Annotated in this window: 13 protein-coding genes and 1 rRNA gene; 8 read left to right on the top strand and 6 right to left on the bottom strand. The window is 61.6% G+C overall.

The window, feature by feature from the left end; genetic code table 11:
• A 23S ribosomal RNA gene (locus tag VGH98_26180) occupies positions 1-112 on the bottom strand; the annotation flags it as partial.
• Between the two features lie 321 nt (positions 113-433).
• Between VGH98_26180 and VGH98_26175 the strand changes: the two genes are divergently transcribed.
• Entirely contained in the window at positions 434-1,633 is a 1,200-nt protein-coding gene (locus tag VGH98_26175) for a class I SAM-dependent rRNA methyltransferase (GenBank protein ID HEY2379497.1), read from the top strand.
• Here VGH98_26175 and mutM read toward each other — a convergent pair.
• Positions 1,602-2,414, bottom strand: coding sequence for a bifunctional DNA-formamidopyrimidine glycosylase/DNA-(apurinic or apyrimidinic site) lyase (gene mutM / locus VGH98_26170; protein ID HEY2379496.1), 813 nt, complete (start codon positions 2,412-2,414; stop codon positions 1,602-1,604). The two genes, VGH98_26175 and mutM, sit on opposite strands and share 32 nt — an antisense overlap.
• Positions 2,415-2,477: 63 nt before the next feature.
• Here mutM and VGH98_26165 point away from each other — a divergent pair, with 63 nt between their 5' ends.
• From VGH98_26165 to VGH98_26140, 6 genes are all read left to right on the top strand, one after another.
• Positions 2,478-3,380: a cation diffusion facilitator family transporter gene (locus VGH98_26165; GenBank protein HEY2379495.1), complete on the top strand. Its 903-nt coding sequence runs from the start codon at positions 2,478-2,480 to the stop codon at positions 3,378-3,380.
• 74 nt (positions 3,381-3,454) lie between these two features.
• Complete coding sequence (locus tag VGH98_26160) at positions 3,455-4,222, top strand: hypothetical protein (GenBank protein HEY2379494.1); 768 nt, start codon at positions 3,455-3,457, stop codon at positions 4,220-4,222.
• Positions 4,223-4,738: 516 nt separating this feature from the next.
• Positions 4,739-5,791, top strand: coding sequence for a hypothetical protein (locus tag VGH98_26155; GenBank protein ID HEY2379493.1), 1,053 nt, complete (start codon positions 4,739-4,741; stop codon positions 5,789-5,791).
• The gene (locus VGH98_26150) at positions 5,788-6,771 is read left to right on the top strand and encodes an ATP-grasp domain-containing protein (protein ID HEY2379492.1); all 984 of its coding nucleotides are present in this window, start codon (positions 5,788-5,790) and stop codon (positions 6,769-6,771) included. The genes VGH98_26155 and VGH98_26150 overlap by 4 nt, the downstream gene beginning before the upstream one ends.
• Positions 6,772-7,507: 736 nt before the next feature.
• Positions 7,508-8,533: an L-threonine 3-dehydrogenase gene (gene tdh / locus VGH98_26145; protein ID HEY2379491.1), complete on the top strand. Its 1,026-nt coding sequence runs from the start codon at positions 7,508-7,510 to the stop codon at positions 8,531-8,533.
• Positions 8,534-8,561: 28 nt separating this feature from the next.
• On the top strand, positions 8,562-9,770 hold the full coding sequence (locus tag VGH98_26140) for a glycine C-acetyltransferase (GenBank protein ID HEY2379490.1): 1,209 nt from the start codon (positions 8,562-8,564) through the stop codon (positions 9,768-9,770).
• Here the strand turns inward: VGH98_26140 and VGH98_26135 are convergent.
• A complete protein-coding gene (locus VGH98_26135; protein HEY2379489.1) occupies positions 9,767-10,105 on the bottom strand; it encodes a hypothetical protein in 339 nt (112 codons plus the stop codon). The genes VGH98_26140 and VGH98_26135 overlap by 4 nt on opposite strands.
• 223 nt (positions 10,106-10,328) lie before the next feature.
• Here VGH98_26135 and VGH98_26130 point away from each other — a divergent pair, with 223 nt between their 5' ends.
• Complete coding sequence (locus VGH98_26130; protein ID HEY2379488.1) at positions 10,329-10,994, top strand: hypothetical protein; 666 nt, start codon at positions 10,329-10,331, stop codon at positions 10,992-10,994.
• Between the two features lie 62 nt (positions 10,995-11,056).
• Here VGH98_26130 and VGH98_26125 read toward each other — a convergent pair whose 3' ends face one another.
• The 3 genes from VGH98_26125 to VGH98_26115 all read right to left on the bottom strand — a co-directional run bounded on the left by VGH98_26125 (position 11,057) and on the right by VGH98_26115 (position 14,315).
• Entirely contained in the window at positions 11,057-11,665 is a 609-nt protein-coding gene (locus VGH98_26125; GenBank protein ID HEY2379487.1) for a DNA-3-methyladenine glycosylase, read from the bottom strand.
• A gap of 41 nt (positions 11,666-11,706) precedes the next feature.
• Complete coding sequence (locus tag VGH98_26120; GenBank protein ID HEY2379486.1) at positions 11,707-13,542, bottom strand: NYN domain-containing protein; 1,836 nt, start codon at positions 13,540-13,542, stop codon at positions 11,707-11,709.
• Positions 13,543-13,892: 350 nt separating this feature from the next.
• Positions 13,893-14,315 carry a secondary thiamine-phosphate synthase enzyme YjbQ gene (locus VGH98_26115; GenBank protein HEY2379485.1) on the bottom strand — a complete coding sequence of 141 codons (423 nt, stop codon included), beginning with the start codon at positions 14,313-14,315 and terminating at the stop codon, positions 13,893-13,895.
• Positions 14,316-14,329 lie beyond the last annotated feature (14 nt).

Raw genomic sequence — 14,329 nt, 5'->3', positions numbered from 1 at the left:
CACCTCGGGATCATTGCGTGTGTGCCACTCCCCCGAGCTTTTCGCAGCTTACCGCGGCCTTCCTCGCCTCCGTGTGCCCAGGCATCCTCCACATGCCTTCGTCCGCTTGACTACATCACTATAGACAAGCAGAGCACGCGCTTCTTACAAGTGAGTTGCAATTCTCAGCCATCGACACGAACGACCTCGCGAATGCGACGACGCTCGGACGATGTTTGGATTCACATCCCACGATCTACCTTGCCTTCACTTTTCAAACAGCGTTGGCGCGCATTGTTGGGCTCGCGCCGAGCCATGAATCCTAATTCATCCTTCGCGATCGGCTCAAGTCCGACCCATGCACTGCGATCGGTCTCGGACAACGCGAAAGGGCCCGAATAGTACCCGCTCTCGAAGCCCAATTCAACCCCGCACCGAAATCGCAGCGGACTCGATGAAACCGCAAGCAACCGCGCGACGACGCCAGGCACTCGACTCGGCAATCGTTTCGTCGAAGGGAGCGCGAAGATGGGCCCAGGGCCATCCGTGGATCTACCGTAGCGACGTGCTCACTCGCCCCGACGCCCCAGCAGGCGCCGTCATCGTGAGCGATCAGCGCGGTCGCGAGCTCGGCTGCGCACTATGGAGTCCCACCTCGGAGATCGCCCTCCGCCTGCTCGATCGCAACCCGCGCGCCTCACTCGACGAGAGCTGGTGGCGCGACCGGCTCACAGCTGCGGTCGCGCGCCGCGCGCCACTCGCAGAACGCACGAATGCCTACCGACTCGTCCATGGCGAAGGTGATGCCTGTCCGTCTCTCGTCTGCGATCGATACGATCGCTGGATCGTCGTGCAGCTGATGAGCGCGGGGATCGAGCGCTTTCGCGACCGGATCGTCGCCGCACTCTCGGCCCTCACGAAACCGTTAGGCATTCTTGCGCGACATGACGTGCCGCTCCGCAGCAAGGAGGATCTGACGACAATGGTCGAGCTGCTCGCCGGCGACGTGCCGCGCGAGATTGAAGTCAGCGAGCACGGCATTCGCTATTTGGCCGCGCCTTGGGATGGGCAAAAGACCGGCGCTTTTCTCGATCAGCGCGAGAACCGCGTCGCCATCGGAGCGCGCGCGCACGGCCGAGCGCTCGACTGCTTCAGCTATCACGGATCGTTCGCACTCCATCTCGCCGCTGGCGCGGCGCACGTGACCGCGCTCGATGTATCGAGTGAGGCCTTGCGCCGCGGCGAGACGAACGCGGCGCTGAATGGCTTCTCGAACATCGACTTCATCGAGGCAAACGCGTTCGAGTTTCTGAAGGCGCAGCAGAGAGCCCGCGAACGCTACCACACCATCGTTCTCGACCCGCCGGCATTCGCCAAGAGCCGAGCGTCGATTCCATCGGCAGTTCGCGGATATAAGGAAATCAATCTGCGCGCGATGCAGCTGCTCACCACGGGAGGGATGCTTCTCACGGCGAGCTGCAGCTTTCACCTAACGACTCCCCTCTTCCTCGACATGCTTCGCGCGGCAGCGTCGGACTCGGGGCGACGCTTGACGCTTCGCGAGCTCCGGGGCCAGCCTCTCGACCACCCAGAGATTCTGGGTATTCCCGAGACCGGCTATCTCAAGAGCGCGCTGATCGAGGCACTCGACTAACGGGAGCGCCGCGCTGGCAGTGAGGGCAATAATACGTCGAACGACCCGACTGTGCGATGCGGCCGATCTTCGAGCGACAACGCCGACACGGCCGGCCCTCGCGATCATAGACGTCGAGCCGTGCTCCCTCCGTGCTCGTGTACCGCGCTCCCGTCGCACGCTCGATCACCGTCCGAATCGCGATGAGCAGGCGGCGAACATCCGAGAGTTCCAGCGAGGCGGCAGCCAACCGCGGGTCGATCTTCGCGCGCCAAAGCGCCTCTGACACATAGATGTTCCCTAGCCCGGCGATGATTCGCTGATCAAGCAGTGCGACTTTGATCGGGATTCTGCGTCGTGCCAGCGATGCGCGAAAGCGCTCTGGCGTGAGCGCCGGATCCTGCGGCTCAGGACCAAGATCGATCGGCAGCGCTGAGCCTGCCGCATGGATATCGAGCGTCGAAAGCGCGCGCGAGTCTTCCAATACCACGCGCACACCACTCGTGAACTCGAACACGGCGCGCGCGAACCGCGGCAGCGGGTCCGCGCTCGAGCCGATTACCCAGTCTCCATTCATGCGGAAGTGCACGTGAATGACTCGACCATCTTCGAGATGAATCAGCTGGTGCTTGCCACGTCGCTCCACCCTGCCGACACGGGCTCCCCGCAACATTCGAAGTGCGCCGCGCGACACGCGACGTTGCAGTGAAGGATGGAGAACCCTCACGCGCTCGATGATTGCGCCATCAATTGCGTCGCGCAGAGCGCGAACGGCTCGCTCGACCTCCGGAAGCTCAGGCACGCACGTATTCGCAATCGATTTGTGTTGTTGACTCGGCTTACCCAGGGAGGTGAAGTTGACACGATGACGGCAAGACCTCAACAACGCACGCCGAATGCGCTGCGGCTCGACGAACGTTCTCCGGCCGTACGCCGGGTACTCGGGCAGGTTCTCGCGCTCAATGCGCTTGTCGTCGTGGTGAAATTGATCGTCGGCGTTCGCACCGGGTCGCTGACGGTGCTGGGCGCAGCACTGGAGTCAGGGCTGGACACGCTGAACAATGTCATCGGGATGTCATTGGTCAGCATCGCCGCTCGCGCGCCTGACGAGGACCATCCGTATGGCCATGACAAGTTCGAGACGCTCGGCGCGCTGGGGATCGTCGGATTTCTCTCGATCTCTTGCTTCGAGTTGATGCGAGAGGGTGTAACGACGCTGATCGGCGGTGGATCGATAACGCATACTGCGCGCGCGGACCTCGGCATCGTGAGCGCGACCCTTTTCGTGAATGCCTTTGTCGTCTGGTACGAACGTCGGTGCGGGCGGCAGATCGGAAGCGCATTCTTGCTGGCCGACGCCGAGCACACGCGCGGCGACATTCTGGTAACGATGCTCGCACTGATCTCACTCGTGCTCGGCCGACACGGCGGACGTCACGTCGATGCCGTACTCGCCATCACTGTCGCGTTGATCATAGCATTCAGCGGCTGGCGCATCCTGCGGCGATCCATTCCTATTCTCGTCGATCAACGCGCAGTGCAAGCTGGCGACTTGAGGCGCATCATTGCGGATATTCCTGGCATCGTGGAGGTGCGCCGCGTACGATCGCGCTACACCGCATCCGGAGTGCTGTTCGCGGAGCTGACGATCGCCGTACCAGGCAGTACTCCGGTCGACTTCGCGCACTCCCTGGCCGATCGCGTCGAGGAGGCCGTTGCATCCGCGTACGGGCCGGCCGACATCACCGTCCACGTCGAGCCCGCGTGAACGATCAAGCGTTTCGCACTTGCGTAACTCTCCAGCGAACCTAGCTTCTGCTCACGAGCAGCCACCCCGAGCGCATGGCGAATCGACCAGCACGCTCCCTCAAGTACGAATACGAACTGTTCGTCGAAGAGGAGATCGAGAGTTACAAGGAGTCGATCCCTCGAAGCGCGCTGTTGAGCATCGGCGATGAGGCGGTCGCGATGCTCACCCAAGAGCCGCAGCTTGCGCTGACGGAATTGCTTCTCTGCGAGGAAGTGGATCGGCTGATCTTCTGTCGACTACGGCTTCCGAGCTACCAGACTTGGCGGCGTCGACGCCTGAAGCTGCTAAACGAGCTTCGCCGGCCCGAGCATTGGGGCTTGCAGGCGGACGACGTCCTCGTCCGAGCGGTACGACCGACGGGCGAGGCACGAGTGCTGGTCGCCGGGTCTGCCGAAGGCCCTGCACTGTATTTCGCCGCGAATGGTTGTGAGGTGACAGCCGTCGCCGCGGAGGATGATGTAGTGGAGCGCGTCCTCAGCGCCGCCGCGGCGGCCGGTCTCGGAGAACGAGTTCACGCGCTGAGGGCGGACTGGTCAGCGTGGGCGCCTGACGCCGAACTGGATGCGGTGATTGTGAGTTCGAATGCATTACGAGGATTGTCCGCTGCCCAACGAGCGCGCGTCATCGGACTTCTGCAAAGCGCAACAGCCGACGGTGGTATTCATCTCGTCGTGCCTTCCGACACACAGCGCACCGCTCCAACGCTTCAGGAATTGGAGAATCGCTACCGCGGGTGGGCTGTATCTCTCGAGCGCGATGGAAGCAGTGAGATGTTCCTGGCGCGGAAGGAGATTACGTGATAGGCATTCGGAGTGACACGGGTGGTCTCAATGCGATCGTGTCGAAGCAATACAAGCCAGCATTGCTGCTGGCTTTTCTTGTTTCTATGTCGTTGAATTATCGAAAGTTATCGCTGCGTGCGACCGTGGCACCGAGACTGCTTTAGAGGGGACCGAAGCTAATGACTGAGCGACCGGGCGCATAGCGGCGAACCGTTCTCGTCGCGTGCCCCGGTTCGGCTCGTTCCTATCGATGTCTCGGCAGAGACCTAGCCCAGTACTATATATGAAGGCTTCCACCCAGGATCCGCGCGCGAACGAACCTGTCGGGATCATAATTTCACGCGGCAGGCAGATCGAGCCCGCGCCAATTTTTCATTCATTCGTCTGGGGCGTAGCGCCGGAATTGGCACCAGTTTCAAAAGACACGAAAGCGGCCTAGCTCATTGGGATCGGATTTGACTGAAGGGCGCCACTGTACTGGCGCCCTTTTCTATTGCGTCGGGTTCGGTACGGGGATTGCCCGTTTGAAGAGACGTGGACCAGTCAGTAGAGTGGGCCGAGGAACGCAGTGCATTGCTGGGGAGGCGAATCTCGGAGCTGGGACTTCAGATCCGCGGCTCTCGAGTTGAGCGTTTGATCGACCAGCTGTACAAGGAGCTCGCGGCGCGGTCGATCTCGTTCAAACCGCCGGTTTATCTGACCGACCAATGGGGCTGTCCAGACGGCACGCCAATCATTGGCGTGCCGTTTTATTTGGTCGACCGGCGTCTCGAACGACTCGAAGAGGAAATGTCGGGCGCGGTGGAAGATGACGTCGAGGCAATGCGCTATTTGCGGCACGAAGCTGGACACGCGGTCAATTACGCATTCCAACTCTATGATCGTGCGGATTGGCAACGCGCATTCGGTTCCTTTGCTCGCCCGTATCGCGAACGCTATCGAGCCGATCCGTTTTCCCGCCAACACGTCCGACACATTCTCGGATGGTACGCGCAGAAGCATCCGGATGAAGACTTTGCCGAGACATTCGCAGTATGGCTCACACCAGACATCGATTGGCGAAAGGATTACGCGGGATGGCCTGCGCTCGCGAAGCTCGAATATGTCGATCGCGTGATGGCGGAAATCGGCGACTTGCAGCCCGACGCCGTTGCACCGACCGCCGAGGACCTCCCTGTCGAGTCGATGAATTATACCGTCGCCGAACACTACGACAGCGAAGTGGAAGATATTCCGATCCTCGATGCGCGCCAATTCGACGCAGATCTCCGTCGGATCTTCGCAGCGCGAGCGGACGCACCCGGCGGCACGCCAGCCGATGAATTCATCGCGCGCCACTACCGAGAAATACTCGTGCGACTGTCGTACTGGACCGGCGAAGCACCGGCGGTCGTGCGCTCGCTGCTCGATCACTTGATCGCGCGCGCGCGTGCGCTTGGCCTGCACGTGAGCGGCCTGGAGGCGGCGACGTTGATCGAGTTGACGGCGTTTGGGGCTGCCGTGGTCATGAATTACCGGCACACGCAGTCGCTCCGACGAACAGCGCGCACAAAAGCCGACGAACGACACAATACGGTCGAAGCATGAAGGTCGTCGTAATGCACTCGGCGGATGCACTCGAGCCACCAGTGGATCCGGTGCTCGAGCAATTGCGCAGTGCCATCGAAGCGTGTGATCACAGCGTGCAACCGCTAGCCGTCGACGACAGCGTCGAGCCACTCGTCGACGCGCTGAAGTCGGGGCCACCCGATCTCGTGTTCAATCTCGCCGAATCATTCGGCGGCAAGAGTGCGCTCGAATCGAACGTCGCAGCCCTTCTCAACCTGCTTGGGCTGCGTTACACCGGCTCGAGTCCCGCGGGTCTGCTGCTCGCTGGGGACAAGACGCTCACGAAGAAGGTGCTGAGCTTTCATGGCATTCTCACGCCAGAATTCGCGACGCTGTTTCGCGGAGCACTCGACTGGGCCGGTGACATCGCGTTTCCATTGATCGTGAAACCCCCGCAGGAAGATGCGTCACTCGGCATCAGCAGCAATTCGGTCGTGAACGATTTGCGCGAGCTATTCACTCGCATCGACGAATTGCAGTCGGCCTTTCAGCAACCCGTGCTCGTCGAACAATTCGTCGAAGGGCGCGAGTTCTACGTTGGCGTTCTCGGCAACGCAAATGCGAAGGCATTGCCGGTGATGGAGCTCGATTTCTCGAGATTCCCGGCCGGTGTGCCACGAATCGCAAGCTGGGAGGCGAAGTGGGGCGATGACGGCGCGGGAAGCGGCGAGCAGTTCGCGGGAACGCGCTCCGTGTTTCCGCTGGATGTCAGTAAGGAGCTCAGCGAGCGCATGCAACGCGTCGCAGTCGAAGCCTTCAATGCATTGCGGCTTCGAGATTACGCGCGCATCGATTTACGCGTGACGGACAACGACGACATCTACGTCATCGAAGTCAACCCGAATTGTTATTTGGAACGCGAGAGCGAGTTCGCGCGTGCGGCGGCAGAAGGTGGACTCGCGTACGACGCACTGATCGCGCGGATACTCGAGCTGGCGCTCGCTCGTTACTCGCGCTGACGCGGGATGTAGAGAAAGAAAGAAGCCGGCGAGACTCGCCGGCTTCTTGCGTACGAGCGCGTTGCCTAGCGGCGCTTTCTTCCACCACGCTTCTTGGCGCCACCACGCTTTTTGGCACCACCACGCTTCTTGGCGCCTTTCCGACCACCGCGCTTCTTTGCAGCCATGGTAACCTCTCCATAATGGAGTGTATTGCTCTCGATCGATCCCCCGGTGGACCGGCGAGACGGCGACGCAACGCCGAGGCGTTTCGATCGCCGCAACACGCATCTCCGCGGAGATGCGCGAAGCTTGGAGACAGCTACATCAGAGCGTTCGTGCTGGCCATGCTACATCGACGCACGCAGATGACGGCGTCATCTGCGCCGAATAACGATCGTGACACTCGATGGTCACGCCAAAAACGACACGCGCGCCGCTGATGCGGCGCGCTGATGACGGAACCTGGAATTGTTGTTGAAGGGGGGCAGAGCGACCAGCGGCGGTCAACGCATTCGCCGCAGAGTTCGACGTCGAGAACGAGCACCTTCGTTGCGGTAGATCCACGCAATACCCTCGTTCAGTGAGAACAGTCGCTAAACGCGAATATAGGAAGCACACATATCACACGCAATAGGTGTGCACGCGTTGCACTTCCATCGCCGAAGATGAAATGCGAGGTTTCGACTCGCGCTTCCCGCGTCGCAACGCCATCGCGGCATTGAAAGCGCACGACATTGAGAGGAGCTGACCGCGCGTGAAAGCGCTCGTAAAAGAATCCGCGGGAGCAGGATTCGTACTGAAAGACGTCGCCGAACCGAAGATTCGGGACAATGAAGTGTTGATTCATGTGCGCCGGGCCGGCGTATGCGGCACTGACGTACACATCTACGAATGGGATGCGTGGGCGCGCGGACGGTGTGTGCCGCCATTTATCGTCGGACACGAATTCGCCGGCGAGGTCGTGCAAGTTGGCGCACTCGTCACCGATGTTCGTGAGGGTGATCGCGTGACCGCGGAGGGTCACATCGTCGATGGCCGCTGTCTGTTGTGTCGCACGGGAAACGCGCACGTATGTCCCTACACGAAAATCATCGGCGTCGACCGTGACGGCTGCTTCGCCGAGTACATCGCGATGCCAGCGACCAATGTCTGGCATCTCGACGACAACATTTCCTTCGACATCGGCGGCATTCACGATCCGATGGGCAACGCATTCCATACCGCGCTGAGCGCCGACATTCCCGGTGCGACGGTGCTGGTGACCGGGTGTGGACCAATTGGACTGTTCGCGATCGGGATTTGTAAGGCAGCCGGCGCGTCGCGCATCATTGCGTCCGACATCAACGAAACCCGGCTCGCGCTTGCCTCACGAATGGGTGCGCACGACGTCGTGCATCCGAATGAAGCAGCAACGGTCGTTAAGCGACACACCGACGGCCTCGGCGTCGATGTCGTGCTCGAAATGTCGGGCGTCCCTTCGGCAATTCATCAAGCGTTCGCGCTCGTTCGCGTTGGCGGACACGTTCAGATGCTCGGCATCCCGGCGAAACCGATGGAAGTGGATTTTGCGACGGAGGTGATCTTCAAAGGGATCACCGTGTACGGCGTCGTTGGGCGTCGGATGTATCAAACATGGCATCAGATGACGCGATTTCTCCGGTCCTGCAACTTCGATCCATCGCCAGTGATCACGCATCGCTTTCCGCTCGACGCCGCCGACGAGGCGATTCACGCGATCAAGAGCGGCGAAGCTGGCAAGGTAATATTCGAGATCGCGTAAGGCACGATCGATAACTGGTGAGGGGAACGTGACGGCAACCAATACGACGTTCGATGGCACGCTCGAGCAGCAGCTCGAGCAGTTCAAGCGCGATCGCGTGTACAAGCGATTGAACTATCTCGATTCGCCGCAGTCGGCCTGGGTCCGCATGGAGGGACGCGGTGAGATTCTGATTCTGTCGTCGAACAACTATCTCGGGTTGTGCGACGAGCCTTCAGTGGTCGAAGCGGGGATCGAGGCAATCCGGCGCTATGGCGCGGGCACAGCGAGCGTGCGCTTTATTTGCGGGACGTTCACTATTCATCGTGAGCTGGAGGAAGCGCTCGCGCGCTTCGTCGGAACAGAATCGTCGATGAGCTTCGTGTCGGCGTGGAATGCCAACGAAGGGTTGACGAGCACCGTCGTGCAGGAAGGCGACTTCGTCGTGTCCGACGCACTCAACCATGCGTCCATCATCGATTCGATGCGCTTGGCGAAAGCGATTACGAAATGCACGACCGCCGTGTACAAGCATAGCGACATGGATGATCTGCGCGAGAAGCTTCGCGGAGCCGCCGGTAATCGTCGTCGATTGATCTGGACCGACGGCGTGTTCTCGATGGAGGGCGCCATCGCAAAGCTGCCCGACATTCTCGAGATCGCGCGATCACACGATGCTGTGGTTCTGGTCGATGATTCGCACGCGACCGGCGTGTTGGGGAAATACGGTCGCGGCACGGCGGAGCACTACGGATTGCTCGGAGAGATTGACGTCGTTACCTCGACGCTTGGCAAAGCGCTCGGCGGAGCGGCAGGAGGCTTCGTGGCTGGCTCGGCAGCGCTCACCGATTATTTGACGCAACGCTCGCGTCCCCAACTCTTCTCGAACGCATTGCCGCCAACTGTCGCGGCGAGCGCGTTGGCGGCGGTGCGATTGATCGAGCAGCATCCGGAACGCGTCGAGACCCTTCGTGAGAACTCGCGCTATTTCCGCGAACAGGTCATCGAGGCGGGATTCAAGCCGCTGCCAGGCGAAACGCCGATCATCCCGATCATCGTCGGCGAGACGGCCGCGGCAATCCAAATGAGCGACATGCTGCTCGATGAAGGCGTATTCGTCACCGGATTCGGTTTTCCGGTGGTGCCGCAGGGACAGGCGCGCGTTCGCTGTCAGATCTCGGCGGCTCATTCGCGGGACGATCTGGATACGGCGATTCAGGCCTTCAAGAAAGTTGGCCGCCGGCTGAACGTGATCTAAACGTTCGACGAATCACGCGCGCAGCGAACTGTGATAACAAGTCGTTTCCAACTCGCGACGTCATCGCCAGCAACGCGACTCACCTCGGCCGTATAGCGTTCGCCATCGAACATGGTCGGGACGAGCCATGAGTTCACGTCCGGTGACAGATGTCCAACGACATCGCCACCGCGCGCGTGGACCCAGACGCTGGGCTGGTCGACGCCCGGTGGATCGGGAACGAGAATGAGCTTGTCACCCTGCTTGAGCCGGTGGACGACCGCCGTCCGTTGACCAAACACCGTGCCATAGACCGGCGCGAGAAACTCCCGCGCTCCGGGGAGAATGGAAGACATAGGGCCTCCGTGGCAGGAAACGGAACGGCTGAATGGACCTGCCCACCCCCGGTCGGGGCTGCGGGCCAGCTCTCTTCCCATAGTATGCGTCCGGCACGCCAAAGGGCAAACCGTGACGCCCCGGCGCTTCTGCGCGTCGAACAGCAGGAGAATGCCATCGGTTGACTGGTGGCTGGTTGTTTGTGCTTGGTGAACCGAGAGGACCTCAGCGTCGAGGATTCGTATGCGAATCACCCGTGCCCTGGCCGCCGCCGTGGCTATCATCGCCGCGATGCCGCGCGCTGGGACGGCACAGTTGGGAAGCTCATTCAAGGATGCGTGGTTCTGGGGCGTCAAGGCCGGCGGTATGGACTTCAACTCCGGCACGACGGCCCATCGCCAAGCGCCACTCGCCGGCATCGAGTGGCTCATCACGCGCAGCCACGGCGGACTCTACGTCTCGTACTCGGAGGCGTTCTTCACCGACCAGGCGGCAATCCTAACGAATACCAGCCCTTCGGACACGATTCCGCGGATCATCAACTTGAAGAACATGCGTCGGCTGGATGTATCGGCCATGATCTTCCCCGGCAGCAACCTGTACCTGCATCCGTACGCCGGAATCGGCTTCTCGATCAAGCAGATCAGCGGCGCGGCGCCAGCTGACATGAACTTCTCGTCGATGGACGAGTACAACGCCACTCAGGCGTACATCAGCCAGCTGCGAACCGGCGCATCGCCGTATTTCGTCATCGGCAGCCAACTTCGCCTGATCGGCTTCTCTGTATTCTTCCAGGGTACGGCGAGCCCGGCGCAGAAGAATATGTTCCTCTACAACGGCAAGGCCTTCCACCTCACATACGAGGCCGGACTGCGGTACAACATCGGAAGCTCGATCAGCAAGGACTGATCGAGCCATAGCTGCGACGAAGGCCCGTGTCTCAGGATGCGGGCCTTCGTGTTTCCGGCGCGTCAGCGATCGGCGCTGAGGCGTGGAAACTTTGGTGGAGTCTTCGATGCGAAGGGGCTATCGGAGACGAACCACCGAAGCGGCCAGTCGGCGGAACGCGAAATACCAATGCGCGGTGTGATGGTCACCGACTCACGAGCAACCTCGAGACCGCGACGAATGACCAGCGGCGGAGCCTGGAGTGGAGTTCGGTTATGGCGTGCGTCGATGCCTAACGCTTGACAGAGCTTCCCTGGTCCGTTGGTGAGATCGGTGTCGCGACGACGAACGCCACGCCGCTCGCGCATCAGATCGATGCCGGTGAGCGGTTCGAGAGCGCGAACGAGAACGGCGCTCGGCTCTCCCGCGGCACGCGTGACCGCATTGAAGCACCAGTACATGCCATAGATGAAATAGACGTACGCAATGCCCGGTGCGCCGTAGAGTGGCTCGGTACGAGCAGTGCGTCCAGCGGCGGCATGGCAGGCGAGATCGTGTTCGCCAATGTAAGCCTCCGTTTCAACGATGCGCCCACTGGCGCTTCCCTCGCGCGTACGACACTCGAGGACGGCGCCGAGAAGATCGCGCGCGACGAGCTCGGTGGGTCGATCGTAGAATTCGGGAGGAAGCACGGCGGGCTTGGTGGCCCGCCGTGTCCTTGGCGCGACGGTGCTCAACTCTCGGTCTTCGGCGCCTTCTTGGCGCGGGCCCGGCGATGCGCGGTCTTGGCCGCAGTGCGAGCGCGCGACTTTCGCGGCGCTGGTGCCGCAGGTGCTGGCGATGGTGTCTCGACTGGAGCGGCAGCGGCGACGGTCTCCACCGAGGCGGCCGGCGTAGCGCGACGTCCTCGCTTGCGACCGCCTCGCTGCGGCTGTTCCTCGACGGGAGCGGGCGTTTCAGTTTCGCTAATGCCCCTGTTGGTGGCGGCCGGACTCGACATCACTCCTTCGACGAGCGGCGTCTCCTGCGCAGCGACCTCGCGTGGAGACGCGGCCTCGTCGACGACACCCACGGCGAGGAGCTCCGGCGGTGGACCCTCGAGACGGCCGCGGCCACGCCCGGCGCCTCGCGGGCCCATTCCGAGCCGCGGTGTCGGCGCACCTAAGGCTGCACGCGGCGGTGCGTTCGCGGCGTCTGCGCGCGCGACTTGATCCGCGACCGGCAGGGATTCGACCGCGCGCGCGACCTCGAAGTCGTCGCCGCGACGTCGCAGATCGACGACGCCCGAATCGTGCGCGTCCTTGAGGATGCGAATGAACATTCGCTCGTTAAGGCTTTCGCTATCGCGGCCGAGGATTTCGCGTGCGCGATGCCTAACGGCACTGGCGCGCGTCGTGTCGTCGTCGTCGGTCGTGAGCGTCTCGACCGCGCGGCGGACGAGATCGAATGCTTCGTTACGCGTTAGGCGCTCGCCAGCAGCGCCGATGGTATCACCCGATGGAGCAATGGGCTCCTCGGCGAGACGCAGCGGCGCCGGAAGATCGGTCGAGGCCGCGGAAGCCGCAGCCGGCGCGCGGCCCTTTTCCTCACGCTCGCGTCCGCGTCCACGTCCGCGTCCACGTCGACCCCGGCGGCTTCGCTCCTCGCGCTCCTCTGCAGGCTCGGCCGCTTCGCGCTCGCGCATGACCCCATCGCTGGGCGTGCTCGGATGCTCGATTTCGATCGGCTCGAGCGCAGCGAGTGGCGCACGAGTCTCCGTGGCGGGGGCCGACGTGGGTGGTCCAACTTCGAGCTGACCGTTCTCCAACTTCGTCATCGAGAGGAGGCCACGCTGATGCGCTTCCTGCACAAAGCGAGAGAACTTGGACATGCCGAGGTTCTTCTCGTCGAAGGCAGGATCGATATCCTGCATGACCTGTTTGAGCCGGTCGGAGCGCATAACGTCGCCGTTGCGCTTCATGCGAGTGACGGCCTCGGTGACGAGCTCCCACGGGTCGAACTTTCGGGCGGGCTCCTCTTCGCTGGCTTTTACCAGCCCGGCGAGCGCGTTGTAGCTGTAGTACTCGTCGCAGTTCTGGACCAGCAAGTCACTCGACGATTCGCGAATACCGACGCCGATGACGTACTTCCCGTACTCCTTCAGCTTGATAACGAGACTCGAGAAATCAGAATCGCCCGAGAGCAGAATGAAGGTTCCGATCTCCGGGCGAGTGAAAACGAGTTCGAGGGCGTCGATCGCGAGGCGAATGTCAGTCGCGTTCTTTTTTGAAGATCCGTATGCGGGCGCGAAGATCAGGTCGATCGACGCCTCCGACAGCGGGACGATGTATTGCGGATATCGTCGCCAGTCAGCGTATGCTCGTTGAACAGCGACTTTGCCCTTGATGATGTCCGACGAGAGCAGCGTGCGCAGCTCTTTGCCCAGATCGGAGCGGATGCCCATCGTGACATTGTCGAAATCGATGAGCAGCGCGGCATTCGGCGCGTGGACGAACGGGGCTGTGAGGGAGTGGGAGGCGGCGATTGCGCCCGGTCCACGGTGAATGAGAGCGCCCTGGGTGCGCGACACAGGGCTCGAAGCGGGGGTACGCGGATGGCGTCCGTTCATGACTTCTCTGCGGGTTGTTCTTTGTGCGCGTCCCGCAGCCAGCACTCTCGCACGAATGTGAGACGAGCCAGCCGCTCGCGCACCTGCCGGCGAGTGCAGTGAGGCGAGGCGACCCGACGGGTCGTGGAGGCGTATAGCGACGTCTCCGCGCACGTCTTCGCCGGTGCCGCGTCACACTTCACTCGCGCTGAGCGATTTCAAGACTCGCCGCCCACCGATTGGGCTAGACCGCGAGTCGGGATGTAATCTAAATACGAACGGCGGCTCATGAAAGGCAGTAACTCGTTCCAAGTGAGCAATTTTGGTTACACTCACATTCCGGTGGCCTTGAGAATGACTCGTTTGGGTCGCTGGCCGTCCCATTCGCCATAAAAAATCCTCTGCCATGGCCCGAGATCGAGCCGCCCCTTTGTGACCGGGACGATGACTTCGTGGCCCACAGTGAGAGATCGCAAATGGGCCGCAGCGTTGTCCTCGCCCGTGCCGCTGTTGTGTCGATAGCGGCCCGGATCCCAGGGTGCGATGTTTTCCTCGAGCCACTGCAGAATGTCCTGCCACAGATTGGGTTCGTGATCGTTGACGAAGACTGATGCAGATATGTGCATAGCCGACACCAGCACCATTCCATCATCGATGTCGGCGGCCGCGCGACATTTCTCGACTTGGTCCGTGATGTCGATGATTTCCTGACGTTGCTTGGTCTTGAAGGTGAGATAATCGGTGTGCGTCTTCATGATCGTGCGATGGC

Source organism: Gemmatimonadaceae bacterium, assembly GCA_036496605.1.
Lineage (GTDB): Bacteria > Gemmatimonadota > Gemmatimonadetes > Gemmatimonadales > Gemmatimonadaceae > AG2.
Note: the sequence above shows the minus strand (reverse complement) of the source record. Positions and strands in the feature narration are given on the sequence as shown.

Excerpts from the sequence above, each read along its gene's own strand:
- VGH98_26165 (HEY2379495.1), top strand. The coding sequence starts at position 2,478 with ATGACGGCAAGACCTCAACAACGCACGCCGAATGCGCTGCGGCTCGAC.
- VGH98_26175 (HEY2379497.1), top strand. The coding sequence starts at position 434 with ATGAAACCGCAAGCAACCGCGCGACGACGCCAGGCACTCGACTCGGCA.
- VGH98_26150 (HEY2379492.1), top strand. The coding sequence starts at position 5,788 with ATGAAGGTCGTCGTAATGCACTCGGCGGATGCACTCGAGCCACCAGTG.
- VGH98_26160 (HEY2379494.1), top strand. The coding sequence starts at position 3,455 with ATGGCGAATCGACCAGCACGCTCCCTCAAGTACGAATACGAACTGTTC.
- VGH98_26130 (HEY2379488.1), top strand. The coding sequence starts at position 10,329 with ATGCGAATCACCCGTGCCCTGGCCGCCGCCGTGGCTATCATCGCCGCG.
- VGH98_26115 (HEY2379485.1), bottom strand. The coding sequence starts at position 14,315 with ATGAAGACGCACACCGATTATCTCACCTTCAAGACCAAGCAACGTCAG.
- VGH98_26135 (HEY2379489.1), bottom strand. The coding sequence starts at position 10,105 with ATGTCTTCCATTCTCCCCGGAGCGCGGGAGTTTCTCGCGCCGGTCTAT.